The sequence below is a fragment of the Bhargavaea cecembensis DSE10 genome (assembly GCF_000348905.1).
GTDB classification, from domain to species: Bacteria; Bacillota; Bacilli; order Bacillales_A; family Planococcaceae; genus Bhargavaea; species Bhargavaea cecembensis.
Window position 1 is genome coordinate 41,552 of the sequence record NZ_AOFT01000011.1, and the last position, 24,897, is coordinate 66,448.

22 protein-coding genes are annotated in these 24,897 nt (G+C 52.9%); 18 read left to right on the forward strand and 4 right to left on the reverse strand.

All coding sequences use genetic code 11. From position 1 onward, the window contains the following. Positions 1–69: 69 nt before the first annotated feature. From C772_RS11050 to C772_RS11105, 12 genes are all read left to right on the forward strand, one after another. Entirely contained in the window at positions 70–1,401 is a 1,332-nt protein-coding gene (locus C772_RS11050; protein WP_008300017.1) for a D-serine ammonia-lyase, read from the forward strand. A gap of 193 nt (positions 1,402–1,594) precedes the next feature. Beyond that, positions 1,595–2,035 carry a cell wall hydrolase gene (locus C772_RS16400; RefSeq protein WP_081607172.1) on the forward strand — a complete coding sequence of 147 codons (441 nt, stop codon included), beginning with the start codon at positions 1,595–1,597 and terminating at the stop codon, positions 2,033–2,035. Positions 2,036–2,352: 317 nt separating this feature from the next. Continuing rightward, positions 2,353–3,051, forward strand: coding sequence for a heptaprenylglyceryl phosphate synthase (pcrB, locus tag C772_RS11060; protein WP_008300019.1), 699 nt, complete (start codon positions 2,353–2,355; stop codon positions 3,049–3,051). Between the two features lie 72 nt (positions 3,052–3,123). Next, positions 3,124–5,373 (forward strand): DNA helicase PcrA, encoded by a 2,250-nt coding sequence (gene pcrA / locus C772_RS11065; RefSeq protein ID WP_008300021.1) that lies wholly within the window; start codon positions 3,124–3,126, stop codon positions 5,371–5,373. 267 nt (positions 5,374–5,640) lie between these two features. After that, on the forward strand, positions 5,641–7,644 hold the full coding sequence (ligA, locus tag C772_RS11070) for an NAD-dependent DNA ligase LigA (RefSeq protein ID WP_008300023.1): 2,004 nt from the start codon (positions 5,641–5,643) through the stop codon (positions 7,642–7,644). Positions 7,645–7,663: 19 nt separating this feature from the next. After that, positions 7,664–8,755, forward strand: a complete 1,092-nt coding sequence (locus C772_RS11075) for a CamS family sex pheromone protein (protein WP_008300025.1) — start codon at positions 7,664–7,666, stop codon at positions 8,753–8,755. A 67-nt stretch (positions 8,756–8,822) separates the two neighbouring features. Beyond that, positions 8,823–9,113, forward strand: coding sequence for an Asp-tRNA(Asn)/Glu-tRNA(Gln) amidotransferase subunit GatC (gene gatC / locus C772_RS11080; protein ID WP_008300026.1), 291 nt, complete (start codon positions 8,823–8,825; stop codon positions 9,111–9,113). Between the two features lie 24 nt (positions 9,114–9,137). Then, positions 9,138–10,607: an Asp-tRNA(Asn)/Glu-tRNA(Gln) amidotransferase subunit GatA gene (gene gatA, locus C772_RS11085; protein WP_008300029.1), complete on the forward strand. Its 1,470-nt coding sequence runs from the start codon at positions 9,138–9,140 to the stop codon at positions 10,605–10,607. Continuing rightward, positions 10,604–12,034: an Asp-tRNA(Asn)/Glu-tRNA(Gln) amidotransferase subunit GatB gene (gene gatB / locus C772_RS11090; protein WP_008300031.1), complete on the forward strand. Its 1,431-nt coding sequence runs from the start codon at positions 10,604–10,606 to the stop codon at positions 12,032–12,034. Before gatA ends, gatB begins: the two co-directional genes overlap by 4 nt. Positions 12,035–12,317: 283 nt before the next feature. Beyond that, positions 12,318–12,935, forward strand: a complete 618-nt coding sequence (locus tag C772_RS11095) for a superoxide dismutase family protein (protein WP_008300033.1) — start codon at positions 12,318–12,320, stop codon at positions 12,933–12,935. Positions 12,936–13,006: 71 nt separating this feature from the next. Next, positions 13,007–13,576 (forward strand): thioredoxin family protein, encoded by a 570-nt coding sequence (locus C772_RS11100; RefSeq protein ID WP_008300036.1) that lies wholly within the window; start codon positions 13,007–13,009, stop codon positions 13,574–13,576. Positions 13,577–13,724: 148 nt separating this feature from the next. After that, the gene (locus tag C772_RS11105) at positions 13,725–14,639 is read left to right on the forward strand and encodes a diacylglycerol kinase (protein WP_008300037.1); all 915 of its coding nucleotides are present in this window, start codon (positions 13,725–13,727) and stop codon (positions 14,637–14,639) included. A gap of 101 nt (positions 14,640–14,740) precedes the next feature. Here the strand turns inward: C772_RS11105 and C772_RS11110 are convergent, their stop codons facing one another. Beyond that, on the reverse strand, positions 14,741–15,175 hold the full coding sequence (locus C772_RS11110; RefSeq protein WP_008300038.1) for an NUDIX hydrolase: 435 nt from the start codon (positions 15,173–15,175) through the stop codon (positions 14,741–14,743). 342 nt (positions 15,176–15,517) lie between these two features. Between C772_RS11110 and C772_RS11115 the strand changes: the two genes are divergently transcribed. From C772_RS11115 to mauJ, 5 genes are all read left to right on the forward strand, one after another. Further along, positions 15,518–16,882 (forward strand): cytochrome ubiquinol oxidase subunit I, encoded by a 1,365-nt coding sequence (locus tag C772_RS11115; RefSeq protein WP_008300039.1) that lies wholly within the window; start codon positions 15,518–15,520, stop codon positions 16,880–16,882. Beyond that, positions 16,879–17,907 (forward strand): cytochrome d ubiquinol oxidase subunit II, encoded by a 1,029-nt coding sequence (locus C772_RS11120; RefSeq protein ID WP_008300040.1) that lies wholly within the window; start codon positions 16,879–16,881, stop codon positions 17,905–17,907. Before C772_RS11115 ends, C772_RS11120 begins: the two co-directional genes overlap by 4 nt. A gap of 21 nt (positions 17,908–17,928) precedes the next feature. Then, positions 17,929–18,051, forward strand: a complete 123-nt coding sequence (gene cydS / locus C772_RS16935) for a cytochrome bd oxidase small subunit CydS (protein ID WP_008300041.1) — start codon at positions 17,929–17,931, stop codon at positions 18,049–18,051. 158 nt (positions 18,052–18,209) lie between these two features. Then, positions 18,210–19,574, forward strand: a complete 1,365-nt coding sequence (gene rlmD / locus C772_RS11125) for a 23S rRNA (uracil(1939)-C(5))-methyltransferase RlmD (protein ID WP_008300042.1) — start codon at positions 18,210–18,212, stop codon at positions 19,572–19,574. A 328-nt stretch (positions 19,575–19,902) separates the two neighbouring features. After that, positions 19,903–20,634 carry a methylamine utilization protein MauJ gene (gene mauJ / locus C772_RS11130; protein ID WP_152419764.1) on the forward strand — a complete coding sequence of 244 codons (732 nt, stop codon included), beginning with the start codon at positions 19,903–19,905 and terminating at the stop codon, positions 20,632–20,634. 469 nt (positions 20,635–21,103) lie between these two features. Here mauJ and C772_RS16855 read toward each other — a convergent pair whose 3' ends face one another. Both C772_RS16855 and C772_RS11135 read right to left on the reverse strand, forming a co-directional pair. Further along, positions 21,104–21,274, reverse strand: coding sequence for a thiamine pyrophosphate-dependent enzyme (locus C772_RS16855; RefSeq protein WP_326977101.1), 171 nt, complete (start codon positions 21,272–21,274; stop codon positions 21,104–21,106). A gap of 418 nt (positions 21,275–21,692) precedes the next feature. Beyond that, positions 21,693–22,676: a DNA/RNA non-specific endonuclease gene (locus tag C772_RS11135; RefSeq protein WP_008300044.1), complete on the reverse strand. Its 984-nt coding sequence runs from the start codon at positions 22,674–22,676 to the stop codon at positions 21,693–21,695. Between the two features lie 144 nt (positions 22,677–22,820). Between C772_RS11135 and C772_RS11140 the strand changes: the two genes are divergently transcribed. Beyond that, positions 22,821–24,086 (forward strand): hypothetical protein, encoded by a 1,266-nt coding sequence (locus C772_RS11140; protein WP_008300046.1) that lies wholly within the window; start codon positions 22,821–22,823, stop codon positions 24,084–24,086. Positions 24,087–24,104: 18 nt separating this feature from the next. Here the strand turns inward: C772_RS11140 and C772_RS11145 are convergent, their stop codons facing one another. Further along, on the reverse strand, positions 24,105–24,689 hold the full coding sequence (locus C772_RS11145) for a tyrosine-type recombinase/integrase (RefSeq protein WP_008300048.1): 585 nt from the start codon (positions 24,687–24,689) through the stop codon (positions 24,105–24,107). Between the last annotated feature and the right edge of the window lie 208 nt (positions 24,690–24,897).

Genomic DNA, 24,897 nt, shown 5'->3' on the forward strand with positions numbered 1-24,897 from the left:
GGAATTCGGGAAAGTTTTCAGGATTCCTGCTTTAATAGAGGGAGCAGGTTGCGAAGGGGGATGTGAAGAATGAAGATTGCAGGGAAGACAGTGGATGAATGGATCGGAACCCATCCGGTCATCAGTCAGGTGATGAAGGCGGAGGAAGTATTCTGGGCAAATCCGATCTACCAACCGGTCCGGGAAGCAGAGACCGGCCTGTCGATCGATGATGTAAAAGACGCGGAGGCACGTCTTCGCCGGTTTGCGCCTTATATCGCGAAGGTGTTTCCGGAGACAAAGACTTCCGGCGGAATCATTGAATCGCCTCTGAAAGAGATTCCTGAAATGAAAAAGTGGCTGGAACAGGAGTCCGCTGTTGGGATTACGGGGCAGTTCATGCTCAAGTGTGACAGCCATCTGCCGATTTCCGGTTCCGTGAAGGCGCGCGGGGGCATCTATGAGGTGCTGAAGCATGCGGAGGACCTGGCTATTGAGCATGGACTCCTAAATGAGTCGGATGATTATTCGGTGCTTGCCGAACCTCGCTTCCGCGAGTTCTTCTCGAAGTATTCGATTACGGTCGGTTCTACCGGGAACCTGGGCCTCAGCATCGGCATCATGAGCGCCAAGATGGGCTTCCGCGTGACGGTCCATATGTCGAGCGACGCGAAGGAATGGAAAAAGAACATGCTCCGCGAAAAAGGCGTGAACGTCGTCGAGCATCCGGATGACTACAGCAAGGCGGTCGAAGAGGGGCGACGACAGTCGGAGGCGGACCCAAACGATCACTTTGTCGATGACGAGAACTCGAAGACCCTGTTCTTCGGCTACTCGGTCGCAGCGTTGCGACTGAAACGGCAGCTTGAGGAACAGGGGATCGAGATCGGTGAGGAGCGGCCACTGTTCGTTTATCTGCCTTGCGGTGTAGGGGGAGGGCCCGGGGGCATTGCGTTCGGCCTCAAGCAGGTGTTCGGCGACCATGTCCACTGCTTTTTCGCAGAGCCGACACACGCTCCATGCATGCTGCTCGGTCTCGTCACCGGCAAGCATGATAAAGTGTCGGTACAGGAATTCGGCCTGGACAACAGGACGGATGCGGACGGCCTCGCAGTCGGCCGCCCGTCCGGTTTCGTCGGCAAAGTGATGGAGCGGCTGCTCGCCGGTTCGTTTACCGTGGATGACGACAAGTTGTACCGGCTCCTGGCGAAGATGAGCGAACTGGAAGACATCCGTCTGGAGCCGTCCGCTTTGGCCGGCGTGCCGGGAGCGGTGCATGTCGCCAAGACCGGCTTTTATGCTTCGGTGCATCCGGGGATGAAGGGCAGGATGGACCGCGCCGTCCACATCGCCTGGGCAACCGGCGGGGGAATGGTGCCGGAAGATGTCATGGCGTCTTATATTGAGCGTGGAAGAGAATAAGAGGTGGAACGCCGGCTGCGTGCCGGCGTTTTTTATGTCGTCTTGGGGGAAGCGCGCATAGAATTGCCGTAAGCGCGCATAGAGACCTATGCGCGGTCACGCGTTTTATTTAACAATTTTCCCAAATAAGATGTAACCGCCGGACATCTTTGTAGGCTGTTTTGAATACAGTTCTTGTTAGAGGTGATGTAAAGTGCCGAGAGTGAAATATAGGGAGAAGGACATTGATTTAATTGCACGAATGATGCGGGCAGAGGCTGAGGGTGAAGGGAAACTTGGGATGCTTATGGTTGGGAATGTCATTGTAAATCGAACAGTAGCTGATTGTTTAGATTTTAGGGATGTAAGAACCATAGAGGATGTAATTTTTCAGGTTCAAGGTGGAAATTATTCCTTTGAAGCGGTACAAAAAGGTAATTTGTTTTACAGTCCGGCAAGAGAAGTAGAGAGAAGATTGGCACGACAAGTAGTAAAGTATTGGGGACAACATCCTTCCAAGTATGCTCTTTGGTATTTTAATCCGTATGCTCCGTGTCCGCCTTCATGGTATGATCAACCATTTTCAGGACAATATAAACAACATTGCTATTATGAGCCACAGGCTAATACATGCGATAGTGTTTATAGTTACTAAAAAAAGCATGGTGAGGTTGTTGCTTGTTCTTCACGCTAACGGGAAGTTATATGTAGTATGATTTTTGGCCGTATTCGTGATTTCGAAGTTCACCAAATCACTCCTCTAGCGGGGCATCGAACCCCGCCATCCCGACATCAGGCGCTATGTCGCCTGATGTACGCTTTGCCTTCAGGCGAAAGGTCTCTCTCCCGTTTCACTACACAAGAATACCTCCACTGAAACACTCCTTTCGACGGCACCCCAAAACAGCCGCCGGATGGAGTCTTTTTTGTTATAATGGGGGGACGCAAACTATAGACAGGTGGTACTGCATCATGGAGTTTCTAGAATGGCGGCATGTGTTTAAACTGGACCCGGCCAAGGAGATCAGTGATGAGGCGCTGGAGCGGGTGTGCGAGTCGGGGACGGACGGCCTGATCGTCGGCGGAACTGACAATGTGACGCTCGATAATGTGCTTGCGCTTCTTATGCGGATCCGCAGGTATTCGGTGCCGGTTGTCCTCGAGGTTTCGGACGCCGAGGCGATCACGCCGGGCTTCGACGGCTTCCTGATTCCGACCGTCCTGAACACGGACGACGCCTCCTGGATCAAGGGCCATCAGTTCGCGGCAATCCGCGAGTACGGCGACCTGATGGACTTCAGCGAAATCCTTGCGGAAGGCTATGTCATCCTGAATCCTGACTGCAAGGCGGCCAGGCTCACAGGGGCGAAGGCCCCCCTCGAAACTGAAGATGTCATCGCCTATGCCCGGCTTGCGGAGCATTTCTTCCGCCTGCCCGTCCTATACCTGGAGTACAGCGGCAGATACGGCGACCCGGAGACGGTGAGCCGCACCGCCCGAGTGCTGAAAGACACCCGCCTCGTCTACGGCGGCGGCATCCGCGGAGCGGAACAGGCTGCCGAGATGGCGAAATTTGCCGACACGGTCGTCGTAGGCAACATCGTCTATGAAGACCTGAAAGCGGCTCTGAAAACCGTCCGCGCGGTGAAAGAAACGAAAAAGACTATTTAATTCCCATAAAAATAGAGCAGACTGGAGCCAAACTCCCGTCTGCTCGCACGCTTCATATAGAAAGGAGCCACCATGGAAACCATCTCAAACAACCTCCTCAATGGCATGAACCCCGAACAGGCGAAAGCGGTCCGCACCACCGAAGGGCCGCTTCTCATCATGGCCGGGGCGGGATCCGGCAAGACGCGGGTCCTGACCCACCGGATCGCCTATCTAATCGTGGAGAAGCAGGTGTATCCTTCGAAGATCCTCGCGATCACTTTCACGAACAAGGCGGCACGCGAAATGCGCGACCGGATCGACGGCCTGCTCGGGCCGGGGACGGGCGAGCGCATGTGGGTCTCGACGTTCCACTCGATGTGCGTCCGGATCCTGCGCCGCGAAATCGACCGGATCGGCTACTCAAAAAACTTCTCAATTCTCGACGGCTCCGACCAATTGACCGTCATCAAGAACATCCTGAAAGAGCAGAACCTCGACCCGAAACAATACGAGCCGCGCTCGCTGCTCGGCACGATCTCGAACGCGAAAAACGAACTGATCGATGCGAAATCGTTCCAGGAGCAGGCAAATCCGTTTAACCCGTTCGAGAAAACGGCGGGCGAAGTGTATGCCGCCTACGAAAAGCGCCTCAAGAAAAACCAGTCGCTCGACTTCGATGACCTGATCATGGTCACGATCAAGCTGTTCGAACAGATGCCGGAAGTGCTCGAGTTCTACCAGAACAAGTTCCAGTACATCCACGTGGACGAGTATCAGGATACGAACCACGCCCAGTACAAGCTGGTCCGCATGCTTGCAGACAAGTTCAAGAACCTCTGCGTCGTCGGCGACTCCGACCAGTCGATCTACAAATGGCGGGGGGCCGACATCGGCAACATCCTGTCATTTGAAAAGGACTACCCGGACGCCCAGGTGATCCTGCTCGAGCAGAACTACCGCTCGACCCAGCGGATCCTGAAGGCTGCCAACGACGTCATCAAGAACAACGCCAGCCGCTACGAGAAGAATCTTCGTACGGAAAATGCCGAAGGGGAGCATATCTACGTCTACAAGGCATCCGACGAAAAGGACGAGTCCCAGTTCGTCGTCTCGAAGATCCTGGAACTTCAGGAAAAGGAGAACCGCAAGCTCTCCGACTTCGCAGTCCTTTACCGGACAAATGCCCAGTCCCGGATGATCGAGGAATACCTCGTGAAGTCGAACCTGGAATACACGATTGTCGGCGGCACGAAGTTCTATGACCGCAAGGAGATCAAGGACCTGCTTGCTTATTTACGCCTCATTGCAAACAACGACGACGACCTGTCGCTCGCACGGATCATCAATGAGCCGAAGCGCAGTATCGGGGCGACGACGTTCGATAAGATCGCGACGTACGCGATCCAGAATGACCTGTCGATCTTTGATGCGCTTAAGGAAGTCGACTTTATCCCGGGCCTCCAGCCTCGGGCGATCAACCAGGCGGCTGATTTCCGCGACCTGATCGCCGGATTCACGCAGATGCAGGAGTACCTGTCGGTCACCGAACTTGTCGAAGAAGTGCTCGAGAAGTCCGGCTACCGCGCGATGCTGCACAATGAAAAGACGATCGAGTCGGAAAGCCGCCTCGAAAACATCAACGAATTCCTGTCCGTTACGGAATCGTTCGAGAAGCGCGCGGATGAGGATGAGGGCGACAAGTCGCTCGTTGCGTTCCTGACCGACCTCGCGCTGATTGCGGACATCGACTCCCTTGATAAGGAAGAAAACGCGTCGAACGAGCAGATCGTCCTCATGACGATGCACTCGGCGAAGGGGCTCGAATTCCCTGTCGTCTTCATCATCGGAATGGAGGAAAACGTCTTCCCGCACTCCCGATCGATCGGGGACGACGAGGAGATGGAAGAAGAGCGGCGGCTTGCCTATGTCGGCATCACCCGGGCGGAGGAGAAGCTGTTCCTGACGTCCGCGCAGTATCGCACGCTCTACGGACGGACAAGCTATAACAGCCCGTCCCGCTTCATCAGTGAAATCTCCCAGGACATCCTTGAAACCGTCGGCGCCGGCGGATCTCAGCCGGACTACAGCCGCACGCCGATCACCGGCGGATTCGGCGGACGCCCAGCGGCACGCCCGGCCGTCCGGCGCCCGGCCGCGCGCAAAAACGGCGCGTCCGTCGGCTGGCAAGCCGGCGACAAGGCCAAGCACAAAAAATGGGGCGAAGGCATGGTCGTCAGCGTCCGCGGCGAAGGGGAAGACAAGGAACTCGACATCGCCTTCCCGGAACCGGTCGGCATCAAGCGCCTCCTCGCCAAATTCGCACCGATCGAGAAGGCTTAAGTGGGGCTGGACTTGCAATAAGGGGTCCGAAGTTGCAACAAGGGTTCCGAACTTGCAATAAGGAGCTCGGAGTTGCAATAAGGAGCTCGGAGTTGCAATAAGGAGCTCGGAGTTGCAATAAGGAACCCGAAGTTGCAATAAGGGGCCCAAAGTTGCAACATGGAATCCAAAGTTGCAACATGGGCCTCGAGTTGCAACATGGACGCCTGTTTGCGGCAAGCCCTTGAGCATCAAAAATTACTTATCGTCGTTCCGGAGGGATCCGTTATGGAAGATCAACTTCAACTTGAACAGCGTGTAAAGGAGCTTCACCAGCTCCTCAATGAATACGGCCATGCCTATTACGTCCTCGATAAGCCGGTCGTGCCCGACTCGGAGTACGATGCCCTGATGCAGGAGCTGATCGACCTCGAGGAACGCCATCCGGACCTCATCATGCCGGACTCCCCGACGCAGCGAATCGGTGGGGCGGTGCTTCCGGGCTTCAGCAAAGTCGTCCATGACACGCCAATGCTGAGTCTTTCCAACGTCTTCAACGAGGAGGACATCCGCGAATTCGACCGCCGCGTGCGGGCGGATGCGGGGGATGTCACCTACGTGTGCGAGCTGAAGATCGACGGCCTGGCGATTTCGCTTAAATACGAGAACGGCCGATTCAAACAGGGTTCGACCCGCGGCGACGGGACGGTCGGCGAGGACATCACGACGAACCTCCGCACGATCCGCGCCATCCCGCTGAAGCTGACGGAAGACGTCACCATCGAAGCACGCGGGGAAGCGTACATGCCGAAGAAAAGCTTCATGACGCTGAACGAGCACCGTGAGGAAGAAGGGCTGGACGTTTTCGCGAACCCGAGGAACGCGGCAGCCGGGTCGCTCCGACAGCTGGATCCGAAAATCGCCGCGAAGCGTAATCTGTCTGTCTTCATGTACGGCATCGGAGGCGAAGGAGCGGCCTACGGACTGGATGCCCATTCCGAGGCGCTCGACTACCTGGACCGGCTCGGCTTCCGGACAAACCCTGAACGCCGCCGCTGCAAGGACATCGATGAAGTCATCGCCTATATCGAATCGTGGCAGGACCGCCGGCAGGATCTTTCTTATGAGATCGACGGCATCGTCATCAAGGTGGACAGTTTTTCCCGCCAGGAAGACCTCGGGTTCACGGCCAAGAGCCCGCGGTGGGCGACCGCCTACAAGTTCCCGGCGGAGGAAGTCGTGACCACACTCCTCGATATCGAGCTGACCGTCGGCCGTACGGGTGCCGTCACGCCAACGGCGATTCTTGAGCCGGTGCGCGTGGCAGGAACGACCGTCGCGCGCGCGTCGCTCCACAACGGTGACCTGATCCGCGAAAAGGACATCCGGATCGGCGACCGGGTCGTCGTCCGGAAAGCCGGGGACATCATCCCGGAAATCGTCATGTCGCTTGCCGACCAGCGCGACGGCGATGAAGAAGAGTACCGGATGCCGACGGAATGCCCGGCCTGCGATAGCGAATTGGTCCACCTCGAAGACGAAGTGGCACTCCGCTGCGTGAACCCGCAGTGCCCGGCGCAGCTGCAGGAGTCAGTCATCCACTTTGTCTCGCGGAACGCCATGAACATCGAAGGCCTCGGAGAAAAAGTCGTCGCCCAGCTGTTCAATGAAGGCCTGATTAAGGACGCGGCGGACCTGTACAGCCTGACCGAAGGGCAACTGATGGAACTCGAGCGGATGGGCGAAAAATCCGCATCGAATCTCGTGTCTGCGATTACACGCTCCAAGGAAAACTCTCTGGAGAAGCTGCTGTTCGGCCTCGGCATCCGCCATGTCGGACAAAAGGCCGCACAGATTCTCGCCCGGGAATTCGGCACGCTTGATGCACTGAAGGAAGCCACGGAAGAACAGCTGACCGCGATCCATGAGATCGGCGAGAAAGTCGCGGACTCGGTCGTGTCCTACTTCGACAACGAGGACGTGCAGAAAGTGCTCGACAAGCTGACGGCGGCAGGCGTCAACACCGTCTACAACGGTCCGCGCAGGCAGGACATCCCGGAAGACGGGCTGCTTGCCGGCAAGACGGTTGTCCTGACGGGCAAGCTAGAGCAGTTTTCCCGGAGCGAGGCGAAGGCGGCGCTCGAGTCCCTCGGGGCGAAAGTGACCGGCAGCGTCAGCAAAAAGACCGACCTCGTCGTGGCAGGGGATGACGCCGGATCCAAGCTCCAGAAGGCGGAAGAACTCGGCATCGAAGTATGGGACGAGGCGGCACTCATCGAAGCAATCCAGTGACCAAAGGGGATCTGCACCATTGAAGATCAAGACAATCACCGCGGCCGCCATCGCCGCGCTGCTGCTTACCGGCTGTATGCCGAAGAGCGAGGAGCCGGAGGAGGCCACGGACCAGATAAAAGAGGAGCAGGAGACACGGGTCATCATTCCGACCCACCAGCTGGAGGAAGAATACTACCGGATGCTCCTGCCCTATAAGAAAAGCGCCTCATACGGCCTTGTCGTCAGCATGCTGAACTCGCAGTACAACATCGCGGAAGTCGAGGGGGGCCTGATGCGCCTGTCGCAGCAGCACTTCCCGACGGATGAGTACTACTACCAGGAAGGCCAGTATCTCGACCAGGAAACGATCCTTTCCTGGCTTGGCGGCAAGGATGAGGAGAATAACCCTGAAGGGCTTAACCCGGCGGGCCAGGATCAACCCCGCTACGTCGCCCATATTCTTGAGCAGAACTACCTGAAGCGCACCTCCGAGGACAAGATCCGCCTTGAAGGCGTCTCGCTCGCCATCGCGCTGAACACGGTGAACACCATCACCGGCGACACGATCCCGGCCGCACAGGTCGAGGAAAACGGCAGGGCTGCCGCAGCGGAGATCGTCAAGCGGATGCGGGGCATCGAAGGTCTGAAAGAAGTGCCGATTGTCGTCGGCCTGTTCAGGCAGAGCCCGAAAGACGACATCGTCCCGGGGAACTACTTTGCTGTCGGAGTGGCGGAAAAGGGCAAGGACGTGCTGTCCGGCTGGGATCCCGTCAATGAGGAATTCGTTCTGTTCCCGACCAGCTCCAGCGAGGACCGCTACCGGGACGTCGACACGAACTTCCGGAACCTCAAGCAGGATGTCGAGAAGTACTTTTCATCCTTCGTCAACGTGATCGGCACCGGCTTCTATAAAGACGGACAGATCGTCTCAATGGACATCGATGTCCCGATCGAATTCTATGGCAATGCGGAGATCATCGGCTTCACCCAATACCTGACCGGACTGCTCGTGGACCACTTGCCGGACATCCATGTCGAGGTGAGCATCACCTCCACGAAAGGGCCTGAGGCGCTCATCGTGAAGAAGCGCGGCGAAGCCGAGCCGTACACTCATATTTATCACAACTGAAGCCGGCTTTCGTGATATGATAGCGGAGGCAGAAGCAGAGGACATTTGCACGATTGGAGGAGACAATATGGCAGCAATCACGAAAGATCAGGTGAAGCACGTCGCGAATCTCGCACGGCTCGCCATCACCGAGGAAGAAGCGGAACACTATACCGAAAAACTTGCATCGATCATCGAGTTTGCCGAGCAGCTGAACGAAGTGGATACATCGGGCGTCGAACCGACGACTCACCCGGTACCGCTCGTAAACGTGCTCCGGGAAGACGAGCCGTCCAAAGGGCTCGACCGCGACCTGATGCTGAAAAACGTACCCGAGCATGAAGATGGCATGGTCAAAGTGCCGTCCATCCTGGGCTGACGGACAGAGGAGGAAACCAGAAAGATGACGCTATTCAATCATTCCGCGAAAGAGCTCCAGCAGCTCCTACATAACAAGGAAGTGTCCGCAGTCGAACTGACGGACGAGGCGTTCCGCCGCATCGGCAAGGTCGACGGCGACGTCAAAGCCTTCCTTGCGCTCAACGAAGAGCAGGCAAAGGCGCGCGCCGCTGAGCTCGACAACACGCCTGCGGACCAGCGCGGCCCGCTCCACGGACTGCCGGTCGGCGTGAAAGACAACATCGTGACACAAGGCCTCGAGACGACATGCGCGAGCCGCATGCTCGGCGGTTTTGACCCGATCTACAATGCGACGGCTGCGACAAAGCTCGATGATGCGGGCCTGATCACAGTCGGCAAGGTGAACATGGACGAGTTCGCAATGGGCGGCTCGACCGAAAACTCCTACTACAAAAAGACGGCGAACCCGTGGAATCTCGACTACGTCCCGGGCGGCTCGTCCGGCGGTTCCGCTGCAGCGGTTGCGGCAGGGGAAGTGCCGTTCACGCTCGGCTCCGATACGGGCGGCTCGATCCGCCAGCCGGCAGCCTACTGCGGCGTCGTCGGCATGAAGCCGACCTACGGCCGCGTCTCGCGCTACGGCCTCGTCGCATTCGCTTCGTCCCTTGACCAGATCGGCCCGATCACGCGTACGGTCGAGGACAACGCGTTCCTGCTGTCCGCGATTTCCGGCCATGATCCGTATGACTCCACATCGTTCGACATCGAGGTGCCGGACTTTGCATCGGCACTGACAGGCGACATCAAAGGCCTAAAGATCGGCATCGCGTCCGAATACCTCGGCGAAGGCGTCGGAGAAGCTTCGCGCAACGCGGTCAAAGACGCCATCAAAGTACTGGAATCGCTCGGAGCGGAAGTGGAGGAAGTGTCGCTTCCTCACACGAAGTACGCGCTTCCTGCGTACTATCTGCTCAGCTCTTCCGAAGCGTCCTCGAACCTTGCCCGCTTTGACGGCATCCGCTACGGATACCGCGCGGAAGGCATCGAGAACCTCGAAGACCTGTACAAGCAGACACGCTCCGAAGGCTTCGGCGACGAAGTCAAAACCCGGATCATGCTCGGCACATTCGCCCTCAGCTCCGGCTTCTACGACGCCTACTACAAAAAGGCGCAGAAGGTCCGCACGCTCGTGCGTGACGACTTCACGAACGCATTCGAGAAGTACGACGTCGTCATCGGCCCGACTTCGCCGACCGCTGCATTCAAGATCGGCGAACAGATCGATGATCCGCTCACGATGTACGCGAACGACATCCTGACGATTCCGGTCAACCTTGCCGGCGTACCGGCAATCTCGATCCCTTGCGGATTCGACAATGGCCTGCCGCTTGGCCTCCAGGTCATCGGCCGCCACTTTGACGAGTCGACTGTCTACCGTGTCGCGCACGCGTTCGAGCAGGCGACCGACTTCCATAAGCGGATGCCGGAAATTCGGGAGGGATTGGAACGATGAACTTTGAAACCGTCATTGGACTTGAAGTCCACGTTGAACTGAAAACTGACTCGAAGATTTTCTCTCCGGCCCCGAACCATTTCGGCGCTGGACCGAACACGAATACACACGTCATCGACCTCGGCTACCCGGGCGTCCTCCCGGTGCTCAATAAGCGCGCTGTGGAGTTCGCCATGAAAGCTGCGATGGCACTGAACTGCGAGATCAACCAGGAAACGAAATTTGACCGGAAGAACTACTTCTATCCGGACAACCCGAAAGCCTACCAGATCTCCCAGTTCGACAAGCCGATCGGCGAGCACGGCTGGATCGAGATCGAAGTCGAAGGCAAGAAAAAGCGCATCGGCATCACGCGCCTCCACCTCGAGGAAGATGCGGGCAAGCTGAACCATACCGACAACGGCTACTCCCTCGTCGACTACAACCGCCAGGGCACGCCGCTGATCGAGATCGTTTCCGAGCCGGACATCCGCACGCCGGAAGAGGCCTACGCGTATCTTGAAAAGCTGAAGTCGATCATCCAGTACACGGGCGTTTCCGACGTGAAGATGGAAGAAGGCTCGCTCCGCTGCGATGCCAACATCTCGCTGCGCCCTTACGGCCAGGAAGAGTTCGGCACAAAGGCAGAGTTGAAGAACCTGAACTCCTTCAACTTTGTACGCAGGGGCCTTGAGCACGAACAGAAGCGCCAGGCGGAAGTGCTGCTTGCAGGAGGCATCATCGAGCAGGAAACACGCCGCTTCGATGAGTCCACAGGCAAGACGCTCCTCATGCGCGTCAAGGAAGGCTCCGATGACTACCGGTACTTCCCGGAACCGGACCTCACCGACCTCTCGATCGACGATGAGTGGATGGAACGCATCCGTGCCGAGATCCCTGAGCTGCCGGATGCCCGACAAGCGCGCTATGTGAACGAACTCGGACTCCCGGCATACGACGCGATGGTCCTTACGCTCACAAAAGACATGTCCGACTTCTTCGACGCAACGGTCCAGGCCGGGGCGGACGCGAAGCTGGCATCAAACTGGCTCATGGGCGAAGTATCCGCCTACATGAACACAAACCAGAAAGAGCTTTCCGACACCGGACTCACGCCGAACAACCTCGCGGGCATGATCAAGCTCATCGAGGAAGGCACGATCTCCTCGAAGATCGCGAAAAAAGTGTTCAAGGAACTCGCCGACAACGGCGGCGACGCGGAAAAGATCGTCAAGGAGAAAGGACTCGTTCAAATCTCCGACGAAGGCGAGCTCCTGAAAGTTGTCACCGAAGTGCTGGACAACAACCAGCAGTCGATCGACGACTTCAAGGAAGGAAAAGACCGCGCCGTAGGTTTCCTCGTCGGCCAGGTCATGAAAGCGACAAAAGGCCAGGCGAACCCACCGCTCGTCAACAAACTCATTAACCAGGAAATCCGCAAACGCTGATTCCGGAGACCGTCCTCAGGGGCGGTCTTTTTGTATGGATAGGGTTGGTGTGGGGGCGAATGTGCAGACTCGGGCAGCCACCGTGTAAACTCACGGACAGCATCTGTTTTCACGGTCCATTGGGTCAAATCTATTAGTCTTTATCATGAAGCGGGGAACTTATCACAGAGAGCGTTACTTCCGGCCTTTCTTGACCTTGCGTTAACAGACCTTCTCTCCCGGTTTATTCATATCCTCTTGGTCAATAGAAGAGGGAGCGCATTTTTTGAAGGGAGAGAGGTAGATGAAGAAGCTGTGGGTTGGAGGGATGGCGAGCGGATTGCTGGCGGCAATGTTGGCCGGCTGCGGAGGACAGGATGAGGGAACGGATACCGGTGAAACGGACACGGGTACTGAGGACACTGAAAACACGGAGACCGTGCAGGAAGATACCGGCCATAATCCGGCGGAGGATGTCCTTGTTCAGTTGGAGGACGTGGAAGGGGAGCCGGTGGGCCAGGCGGTGTTCAGCGAACTTGGTGAAGGAACCGTCCATGTGGAACTGGCAGTCGAGAATCTCCCGGCCGGCACACACGCGTTTCATGTGCATGAGAAAGGAAGCTGTGAAGCACCGGACTTTGAGTCAGCCGGCGGCCACTATAATCCCGGCGGCACTGAACACGGCAAAGACAGCGAAACCGGCCCGCATGCCGGTGACTTCGAGAATATAGTAGTCGGGGAAGATGGCACAGCAAATGTGGAGTTTGACACGGACCAGATCTCCCTGCAGCAAGATGCCGACAACACCCTGTTCACTGAAGAAGGCACATCGCTTGTGATCCATGCAGGGGAAGATGATTACTCCTCCCAGCCGTCCGGGGATGCGGGTGAGCGCATCGCATGCGGCGTCATCCAGCAGTGATTCAAAATTGAAACGGAATGATGGTCCCTTTGGCTGAAATTCAGTAAACTGGATTCAGGAGGGGATGACAGATGAAAACGGAACAGCAGTACTTTGAAGAAGGAAAAACGCTCGCCGATTACATGGAGGGCATGACGACCCATAAGGAAAACGGCCAGAAAGTTTATGAGGGCTTTAAGTTGCCGCAGGATGACGAGTTCATCAGTCTCCTCAAGGAGAAGCAGCCTCATATTCTCGTCATCACCGAGGACTGGTGCGGGGATGCGATGATGAACAATCCGATTCTCCGGCACATCGTCGAGGCTGCCGGCATCGAGGCGCGCATCGCTTACCGTGACGCGGACACGGAGCTGATCGACCGCTGGCTTACGAACGGCGGCCGCTCGATTCCCGTTTATCTCCTTCTGGACAAGGAAGGAGATGTGCTCGCCAAATGGGGCCCGCGTGCGCCGCAAGTGCAGGAATATGTCATGGAGCAGCGCGAGACACTCCCGCCGAAGGACGCTCCGGACTTCGAGTTCAAGCAGAAAGAACTGTTCAAGAATCTCTACGTCGAGTACACGACCAACAACGACTACTGGCTCTGGGTGTACGAGGATATCCGCCGCACGTTCATGGGCGCACTTCAGAAGCAGGACTGAACGTCCGGCTTGCGCGTTCAGCCGGACAGGCATATGATGGAGAAAAGGGGAGTCGGCAGAAGCCGGCTTCTTTTTGGTGGACACCGCAACATTTGACGGGACCCGCCGTCATATCCTATATAAGTACCCTAGAAGCGAGAGGACAACTATGACCAAACGTGCACGCATCATTTATAACCCGACATCCGGCCGCGAAATTTTCCGGAAGCATCTTCCGGAAGTGCTCGTCCGGCTGGAGGAAGCCGGCTATGAGACGTCCTGCCATGCCACGACCTGCGAAGGTGACGCGACGGAGGCCGCCAAGACTGCAGTCGAGCGCGGGTTTGACATCATCATCGCCGTCGGAGGCGACGGCACCCTGAACGAAGTCGTCGCGGGCGTCAGCGGCTATGAAAAGCGGCCGAAGCTCGGACTGATCCCGATGGGGACGACCAACGACTTTGCCCGTGCCGTCCATATTCCGCGGGACATCGACGAAGCACTTGATATCATCATTGCAGGCGATTCGATCCCGGTCGACGTCGGCATCGTCAACGACCGCCACTTCATCAACATCGCAGGCGGCGGCAAGATTACCGAGCTCACCTACGAGGTGCCGAGCAAGCTCAAGACCGTTCTCGGACAGCTTGCCTACTACCTGAAGGGCATCGAGATGCTCCCTTCCATCAAGGCTTCCCGCGTCCGGATCGAATACGACGGCGAAGTGTTTGACGACGAAGCCATGCTGTTCCTTGTCGGCCTTACCAACTCCGTCGGCGGATTTGAAAAGCTGGCGCCTGACGCCAGCATCAACGACGGCCGGTTCAGCATGTTCATCCTGAAAAAATGCAATCTCTACGAATTCATCCGCGTCGTCAGCCTGGCGCTGCGCGGCGAACACCTGAACGACCCGCTCGTCATCCACGCCAAGCCGTCGAAGATCGAAGTCACCTCCGACGAGAAAGTGCAGCTGAACCTCGATGGCGAGTTCGGCGGCCTCTTGCCGGCCCACTTCGAAAACCTCCACCGCCACATCGAAATGTTCGTCCCGATCGACCAGATCAAGGAACAGGACAGAGTGTGATCAGATAGAACCCCCGCTCCGGCGGGGGTTTTTTGTTTGAGACGAATCAATCCATCCGATACAAAAAAGATCCGGCACGCGGCCGGATCTTTTCGTGTTCATTATAGCGCGTCAATCGCCATGTCCTGCTTTTCTGCAAGGTCTGGAATATCGCTGAGGCGCATCCAGCGGATTTCGAGTTCGAGTCCCTGGTCCTTGCCCTCGCCGGTGACGGTGTGTTCCCATTGGTCGGGACCGTCTCCCTTGTATTCCAGCTGGAAGATCGTGCGCTCGTATTTCCGGTCACGGTGACGGGGGAAGTACGTGTTTTTTGCGAGTTTGCCGATGAGCACCAGGTCATCCTTCAGGATACCCGTCTCTTCCTCAATTTCGCGATAAAGCGCATCCATCAAGAGTTCGCCGCGATCGATCGTTCCGCCCGGCACTTGCACACCCGATTCGGGATGATCCTTCATCGTGTAAACGAGCAACTGCTGGTCCGGCCCGTCTCCGCGAGTAATATAAGCCAATACTTTTTTCCTCAGTTCAACCATCATAACGGCCGGCACCTCCTGTAATGTGATTTATCAATTATATCTAATTCTTAGAACTTTCGCAACACTAAGTGTCACGATTCTGTCACTTGACCCCAACAGAATTGTCATAGCAAGCTCAGAAAACTGCCTTATTCATTGCGTTATTCCCTCATAAACCAAGGGTATACTGGTTTAAGAAAGAGAGGGGGATGCCTCGTGTACAAGAAACAGGAACGCTGGCTCATGTGGCTTGCATTCGCCGTGGGAGCCATCATGCTGCTGTCGATTGTCGGCAGGATTTTTGGGGGATGACTATGTGTACATACCCTATATCCACGCACTTTAAACGAGGGGGAAAATGGAATGGGTAATGAAGAATCCGTGTTCTTCTCAAGAGTCCTCACCGAGCTGACCCTGAGCTTCCACATCATCTACGCCACAATCGGCGTTGGTGTGCCGCTCATGATCATGATCGCTCAATGGGTAGGCATCAGGAAAAATGACGAACACTACATTCTCCTCGCACGCCGCTGGGCGCGGGGATTTGTCATCACGGTCGCGGTCGGGGTCGTAACGGGAACGGCCATCGGAATGCAGTTGTCGCTGCTCTGGCCAAACTTCATGGAACTTGCCGGGCAAGTCATCGCGCTCCCGCTGTTCATGGAGACGTTCGCATTCTTCTTTGAAGCGATTTTCCTCGGAATTTATCTCTATACATGGGACCGGTTCGACAATCAGAAAAAGCACCTGCTGCTGCTCGTTCCGGTCGCGCTCGGGGCCTCGTTCTCGGCTGTGTTCATCACAATCGTGAACGCCTTCATGAACGCGCCTCAGGGCTTCGACCTCGTGGACGGCGAGCTCGTCAACATCCAGCCGCTGGTGGCGATGTTCAACCCGGCGATGCCGACGAAAGTGGCACACGTCGTGATCACTGCCTATATGACATCTGCATTTATCCTTGCTGCGATCGCCGCTTTCCGGCTGCTTAAGGGCTCCGATCACGTGTACCACAAGAAGGCGCTGTTCCTCACGATGAAACTCGGACTCATCTTCTCGATCGGCGCCGCCGTCATCGGCGACTTCTCGGGTAAATACCTTGCCGAGTACCAGCCGGAAAAACTGGCCGCAGCGGAATGGCATTTTGAGACGGAAGGCGAGGCGCCGCTCATGCTGTACGGGATTCTCGACGGCCAGGAAGTCAAATACGCCATCACGATCCCGTATGCACTCAGCATCCTTGCACACTCGGATCCGACGGCAGAAGTCATCGGGCTGAATGACTTCCCTGAAGACGAGATTCCGCCGCTCTATATCCACTATCTGTTCGACACGATGGTGACGATCGGAGTGCTCATGATCATGGTCTCCGGCCTGTACTGGCTCGGCAGGCATATGAGATGGCGGTTCATCCATTCACGCTGGTACCGCTGGCTGATCGTCGCCGGCGGCCCGCTCACCGTCATCGCGATTGAAGCCGGCTGGTGGTATGCGGAAGTCGGGCGCCAGCCGTGGATTCTGCGCGACATCATGAAAGTGCCGGAGGCCGCCACAACGAGCGGACATGTCGACACGATGCTTTACCTGTTCGCGACGCTCTACTTGATCCTCGGCGTCGGCAGCGTCGTCGTTCTCAGACGGATGTTCCGCAACAACCCGGTCGAACGCGAGATTGCCGACCGCGAAGCGGAAGTCCGGGAAGGCACCCGGAAAGGCGGTGACCATCGATGAGCCTTGAAGTGCTCGGCATCACGGTCCTCATGACGTTCCTGTTCGGCTACATCATCGTCGGCGCCATCGACTTCGGCGCGGGATTCTTCAACGCCTACAGCCTGCTGACGGGAAAGGAGCACATCCTGACGAACGTCATCCAGCGCTACCTGTCCCCGGTGTGGGAAGTGACGAACGTCTTTCTCGTGTTCTTCTTTGTCGGGATGGTCGGATTCTTTCCGTCGACGGCGTTCTACTACGGCACGACGATGCTCGTCCCGCTTAGTATCGCGCTGATCCTGCTCGCGATACGCGGATCGTATTATGCGTTTGAAACGTACGGTGCAAGCGGCCATAAGGGTTACTCATTTATGTACGGGATGGCCGGCATCCTGCTTCCGGCGTCGCTCTCAATCGTCCTGACGATCTCCGAGGGCGGATTCATCGACATGGTCAACGGCCAGCCGGTGCTGGACTACGGGGCACTGTTCACGAGTCCGCTTACCTGGTCCATCGTTTTCCTTTCGATTGCAGCGACCCTTTATATCTCGGCGGTGTTCCTCACCTGGTACGCCGACAAGGCGGGGGACCGTGACGCGACGGAACTCCTCCGGAAGTACGCGCTCATCTGGTCGCTGCCGACGATCATCACGGCAGGCGGCATCGTCTGGGAGCTCCGAAGCCATAACGCCGATCACTACAATCAGCTGCTCGGCCTCTGGTGGATGTTCGCGCTTTCCGGCGCGCTCTTTATCGGCACGGTCTACCTGCTCTGGAAACGGCACAACTACGGCCTCGCGGTCTGGCTCCTGATCGGCCAGTTCGCGCTCGCCTTCTACGGATACGGCATCGCGCACTACCCGTACCTGCTGTATCCGCACCTGACGATCCACGACAGCTTCACGAACCCGGCAATGGCGACCGCACTCATCATCGCCTTCATCCTCGGGCTCGGGCTGCTCATCCCGTCGCTGTACCTGCTCCTGCGCCTGTTCCTATTCAACAAGGACTACGTGAAGGGGCGCAAAAAAGACGAACACGCCTAAAGGGCGAAGGAGGCAAACCCAATGGATGAATTCCTCATGTTCTACGCACCATTCATCGTACTGATCGGCGCGATCATCCTCGCCTTCATCGTCGCCCCGATGGACGGAGCGGCGACAAGGCCACCGAAGGAAAAGAAGAAGTGAGAAGAAGCCGTCCCGGCAAGCGGGGCGGCTTTCGTTGTGAAGAGAAGGGGAAGGGACGGTTTTTCTCCCTATCCGACGGACAGACTGACTTTCTCTAATAAAAAATGCCACATTCTGATAAAATAAACCCAACTGCACTGAATCGGAGGAAATTATATATGGCTTACGCAGTCCAACAAAACGACCGGCTGATCGGGGAAATCATAGACCTGACCCATGATGGCTCAGGCGTGGCAAAAATCGACGGCTATCCGCTCTTCATCCCCGGGGCGCTTCCCGGCGAAACCGTCGAATTCAAAGTCACCAAAACGCTCAAAAAATATGGCTTCGCCAAACTCCTTAACATCGTCGAGCCTTCCGAGGACCGCGTCGAGCCGCCGTGTCCGGTATTCCCGGAATGCGGGGGCTGCCAGATCCAGCACCTTTCCTATGAAGGACAACTGGAGCGCAAGCGCAAAATGGTACGAGACGTCATGGACCGGATCGCGAAGCTCCCGGATGTCCCGGTCCATCCGGTCAAAGGCATGGAACATCCGTGGCGCTATCGGAACAAGTCCCAAATCCCGTTCGCGGAGCGGGACGGAAAAGTCGTCGCAGGCTTTTTCCGCCGCGGCACCCACACGATCATGGACACCGAGACATGCCTGATCCAGTCGACAGAGGCCGACGTCGTCATGCGAACGATCAAGCACAGCCTGCACGAGCTCGGCATCAAGGCGTATGATGAACAAAAGGACAAGGGTTTCCTGCGCCATGTCGTCATCCGGAAAGGTAAGGCAACCGGTGAAACGATGGTCGTCCTCGTCACCCGGAACCGCAAATTCAAGAAAAAGGACGAGGTCGTCGAACTCATCCGCAGCGTCGTGCCGGACGTGACATCGATTGTCCAGAACGTCAACGACCGCAAAACGAACGTGATCATGGGAGACGAGACCGTTTCGCTCTACGGACCGCCCGTCATCACGGACAAAATCGGCGGCGTGACATTCGAAATCTCCGCCCGCTCGTTCTACCAGATCAACCCCGACCAGACGGAAGTCCTGTACTCGCAGGCACTCGACTACGCCAACCTCAGTGGGAATGAAACCGTCATCGACGCCTACTGCGGCATCGGTACAATCTCGCTCTTCCTCGCCAAGCAGGCGAAGGAAGTGTACGGAGTCGAAATCGTCCCTCAGGCGATCGAAGACGCCAAGCGCAACGCTGAGGTGAACGGCTTTACAAACACCCGTTTTGAAGCCGGAGCCGCAGAAGATGTCATCCCGCGCTGGTACAAGGAAGGCAAGCGCTTTGATGTCCTCGTCGTCGACCCGCCAAGAAAAGGCTGCGACGAACACCTTCTCCGGACCATCCTCGAGTACCGCCCAAAGCGCCTCGTCTACGTCAGCTGCAACCCGGCCACCCTCGCCCGTGATCTCCGCATCCTGGAAGACGGCGGGTACAAAACGAAGGAAGTGCAACCGGTGGATATGTTCCCGCAATCGAGTCATGTGGAGGCAGTTACGTGGCTAGAGTTGAGATAAGCCTTTTGATAGAAGGCATTTCTGATACTCCCGATGATTAGTGGAACCTTGAATTGAATACAAGATAATTTCTCTATGAATTTTCTCCAAGGGCTTCCTCAAGATTGTCTAACTACTAGTAGAAGTTAAGTAAATATACGACAGACTGTCAGTAAAAAAGTACACTTATATAATGGCGAAAAAATCATGGTGGACAAAGTGTTTGAGGAAATTTTCGAGGTGGAACTCGATCCAAATATTTAGGGAGAAGAGCGAAATGTTTAACAAAAGGGGAGAGAAATTCTCACTCCTTTTGCTGTATTATTATAACCAAAGGAGATGGATGAATTTGAACTACGTAGAATATTATACTGATGTTGAAAACTTAAACCCAGTCACATTTAAAGTTAATCACAATGAAGATTATATTACTGAAATCAATATTATAATTGAAGAGGAAACTCTCCCACCAAAAAATAAAATGACAATTCACTTAAAATTACAAAGCAATATTACAAGTACAGAGAAAGCGTTAGAATCAACATTGACTACAGCGAAAAATCTAATAAATTTATTAACCTATAAAACAGGAGGTAAATTTGGTAGTCTTAGACGTGGTTGCTATTCTATTAATGGCAAAGGTGTATTGGGCATTGGTGAAATTACACTTTACAATTTCGAAACTACAGATTTACCCCAATGGATATCTCAATCTTTAGAATTAGGCTTAAAAGATAATAATCTTCTAGCCAATTTAAAAACTAACGATTATCATCGATTGTATAGAGAAGCTATGCAAACGAATGATGTTATTGCAAGATATATGTTTTTGTATGGAATTGTCTATCATGTACAAAATAGTAGTCAAGATAAAGTTGATTCTTATATTAGACGTTTAAACCCTAGTATTGAGGAGAGAACTAGTACAAATCCAAGAACTCCAAATAAACAAATAACGATATATACATGGCTAAGAAATGAAATTGGTCATACAACTGGAAATACAGACATTAATATGGTTAAACACGAAATAAACGAAGTGTGTGATACCTTTGCTCAATTGGTAAAGGATGCAATATAGAACCCATCCTTTTAACAAGGAGAAAGTTGCTTGTAAAATAATATAACTATATCTAAGAAGAGTAATTTATTACTTTGTATTTTGATGTGATGGAGCTGTAATTACAATCGGTTCTACCCAAAAGAATTGTTACTATCTAAGTCTACCTGACCCTAATCTTTATCGTGTAGTGAAGACTACGGTGACTCTAGCACTTAAATAAACACAATGCGGCGACCTTAAATTAGGTCACCGCATTTTTTATTCCGTCTCCGGGAAAACACCGGGGCCGTATTGATATCCACAAGTGCCGGACCACCCGTATTAAGTGCTTCCTCAAACACCGATTCAGCATCCTACTTAGGTCAGAATCCTTTCCAGCCCCAGGCTTCTGCAAGTTTGATGAAGTCTGGGTTGGTGAGGTCAGTCCCGATGTCTTTTGTCCGCATCACATCGATTTTGTCTTTTTCCATCTGCAGAGATTAGTTGTTCAGGACCACGACTGTGATATCGAGTCTGTACGGATTGCGGTCAAAATATCCGCGAGCACCATCTGGAGTCCGCCGTCCCCGACAAACGCGACGACCTTTTTGTCTAGATGGATCAGTGTTTGGCAGTCATGGCGGCAGGGAGGCCAAAGCCCATGGTCCGCCAGTATTATTCATAGCAATGCTTTCAATTTTATAACTTCTCATCTTGCAGATCTCTTCAAACTGTAAGGTCTCGCTTGAATTTTTACATAGTTCTTTTACTATTATTTCTTTGTTGAACGTGTACCGAGCAGCACTTTCGTTCACAACCCCTACACCTTTACCGGCAGAAGATATCGACCTTTTGATTATTTCTCATTCTCCGGCTTCATGGATAGAGTGAGAAATGAATTGAGTTACTTTTTCTGGTGTATACGAAGTTAATTTTTTGATGGATTTATCAAACTTAGTACGCATTGGAACAGGAGTTGTAAATTTATTGTAGCTCCGTTAAATGAGTCAATAACTCTTTTTCTTTGTTATCTAAATATATATAGTCTCTCTCTGCCATGAGTAATAGCCTCCAATTCATTGGGCTAGCGGATATAATTATTCTCCGACCATGCCATCTCCATCTCTATCGTCCATGTACGGATAGAGCCAGTGATCACTTGTAATCGGCATCTTATATCCTGCTGCCTTTGCTTCTTTAATTGTCACCTGGCCATTGCCATTCGTATCTACACTTGAGACATCGTTTTCAGTTGAATCTGAAGGTGCATCCTCAGTGAGACCCAGTTCCTCATTAACCTCATCCGGGTTTACGTTTTCAAAGACATCGACAATCTCATTGCCCATGAGTGTATATGTATATTGGTAACTCGATGGGATATGGGTCTGTGTATCTGAGTATGTGATGTTGACTTCAAAGTTTGAGGCACCACCTGCGTCTCTTATTACTCTTTCCATATAAGCTTGGTCACCGTGACGATTGAGCGTGCTCTCCTGAGGAGTGATGTTATAGGCGTTAGATACGCCTCCAAGAGAATCGGCGATGACATGCCCTTCATCTAAATTCTCATGTTCGACTCCAGGGACTTTGGCTTCATCCGAATAATATCTTCCGGACGACGTCAAGGGTTCACTGCTGTCCTGTAAGATGATTTCTGAAGCAATTACTCGCACCAGTTGGCCATACTCATTCGTAAATGCCCAATACTCGCGATCACCGAAACCAATATCGACCACAACATTGGGTTGACGAATTCCTGAAGTATCGCCGCCATCGACCACTATCAAATCATAGCCTTCAAATAAGTTGCTCTCTTCTTCAACAACTTCCTCTTCAGTTTCTTCCGCAAGATCTGCTTCATCGGAGGTTGCAGTTTCCTCAACACCATCTGTTTCATCTGGGGCTTCAGTTTCCCCACTGCTTGTTCCAATGACTTCTTCATTTTTAGCATCTGTTTTTTCGACAGTCTCTTCTTGGGCAACTGCTATGTCACTCTCTTTTGTAGATGTCTCCTCAGCTTCGATGCACCCTGTTAGAAGTACAGTTGTAAACAACACAACCATAAACCTTTTTTTCAACATCCTCATGTCCTCCTATAAGTCAGATTTCACTACTGTTATTAAAGTTGAATAGAATTTCCTCTGTATTTCCCCTCAATATCTATACGTTAGAAGTCCCTAGTAGTTCCAAGCAAAAATGGTTTAATATAGATGGGGGGTGATTAATTGGACGCGCAATACACGGAGATCGTTTTAAATAGCAATACAAATATTAGATTGAAAAATTTGATCTCTGTTTCTGATTTTTTAGAATTACGGGATGCCAGTAAACTGTCTGGGGATGAATTCGAGTACGTATTACATAATGTTTTAATTTTTGAAGAGGATACGGAGAGGTATACCATACCTTTAGAACACGAGATTTTATCAAATGTCGGATTTATACTCTATAAAAACGAGTTGATAAGCGAAAGGGCTTATCAATTGGAGGATATTCAAGGTTTAATAAAAGATTACAAATTTATCATGCCCAAAGTATATATCCCAAAGGTAGTCCTACCTCCTATGCCTAAGGTATATGTTCCACGGGTAGAATTACCATCTATGGGTTCGGAAGTTATCAATTTAGCTAAAGTGATGGAGAAAACAGTTGCTACATGGTCCAATGCTTTTCGGGGAATAGCTCAGCAGGTCGGTGATCAATTAAAAAATATTGCTGAGCAAATTAGAGAAGTAGACGTTACTTATACAGACGCAGATCAAAACTTTTTCAAATTTATGATTTACGAGAAATTCTTTAAGGAAAAACATGTTCACGTAGATAATGCTTTTCTAGATTATTTAATCAATCGGTATGGCAGTTTTTATCGAACCATGGGTTCAGATGAATTAATAAATTCTGCGGAAAAAGTGTTTATGGAATACTGGCTATACTGCATTGATAATCAACCTAAAGAATTATGCATTCCTAAAGAGGATTCTAAAGACGGCAATACAATGTCTTTTCTGCACGAGTTAAAAACAGTCATGGGACAAGCTAATTACCTATCATCTGTATTGATGCTACATATTTATATAGAGAAGATTACTAAAGAGCTTTTGGATGAATTGGCTTTAGATGATTTTATAAAGAAAACAAAGATCAATTTACCGCCGAGACTTAAGAAAAGGGGAGGGAAACCTGCAAAGTTCCGTTATGTATTAATGGTTTCAGTACATCCGCGTTTGAAAGAAATTGAGTATAAGAGTCTAGAAGTATTTGACGAGTATGCACCACTTTACTTGTATTGTCATGCATTTGTTGATTACGAAAATCCTTCAGTATTTCAGCAGAGAAATGATTTAATCCATTTCAATACTGGTGCAAAATATGAGGAGATAAATATACTAGAAATGTTAAAGTTGTTTCAACTACTAAAGGTGCTAATTGAAAACAAACATGTTTTCAAACTACTAAAGGAATGGTCGGAAGAATCATGGGATGGTATTTGAATGAAAAGACTTCCGGTTTTAAAATAGCCGGAAGTTTTTTAATGAGTTCTTGATTTCATCGTCTCGTATCCCAATGTATCGTTTAGTTGTGGCTTGATTGGAGTGATTAAATACTTCCATGAGTGTCGCTACGTCTTTTGTTCGTTGGTAATAGTGGTAACCGAATGTTTTCCGGCAAGTGTGCGTTCCAATGTCGTCCCGTCCAATCGCCTTCCCTGCATCGGTCATAATCCGATACACCTGCGTAACGGTAATATGGCCCTCTCCTTTTAATGAAGGAAACAGCCAGCCGGTTTCGGGTTTGTCAGCCAAGTAGTCTGCGATATCAGCCATAATCGAATCCAGATGCACGGTACGCCGTTTCTTTGTTTTTCCTTCCTGAATCATAAAAGAAGATTTTCCGCGCACATCTTCAATGCGGAGTTTAACGATGTCACCCATGCGGAGCCCAGTGTGAATTCCCAAAATGAAAAGCAGTTTATTACGGGCTGCTGTTTTTGGAGCAATTTCGAGCGTTTCGATGAATGAGTTGATTTCATGCTGGGTTCGAAGTGGCTGCACATTAACTTCGGATCCCTTTCGGTTTTGGGTCAAGTTCGCCATTTCTGCACCTCTTTTTATCGTATGGTTTCTATACTTTTTTAATAATACCATACATTTATAAGGAGAACGGAAAGAAATGTTGATTTGACGCGTTTTTCATTGTATGGAAATATAGAAAAGCATACATATAGTGTAGTCTATGGCTAAATGGAAACAGACAAATGAGTTTCGTGGGGTCGCCTTTTTAGAAGTGGCTCTTTTTTGTCCA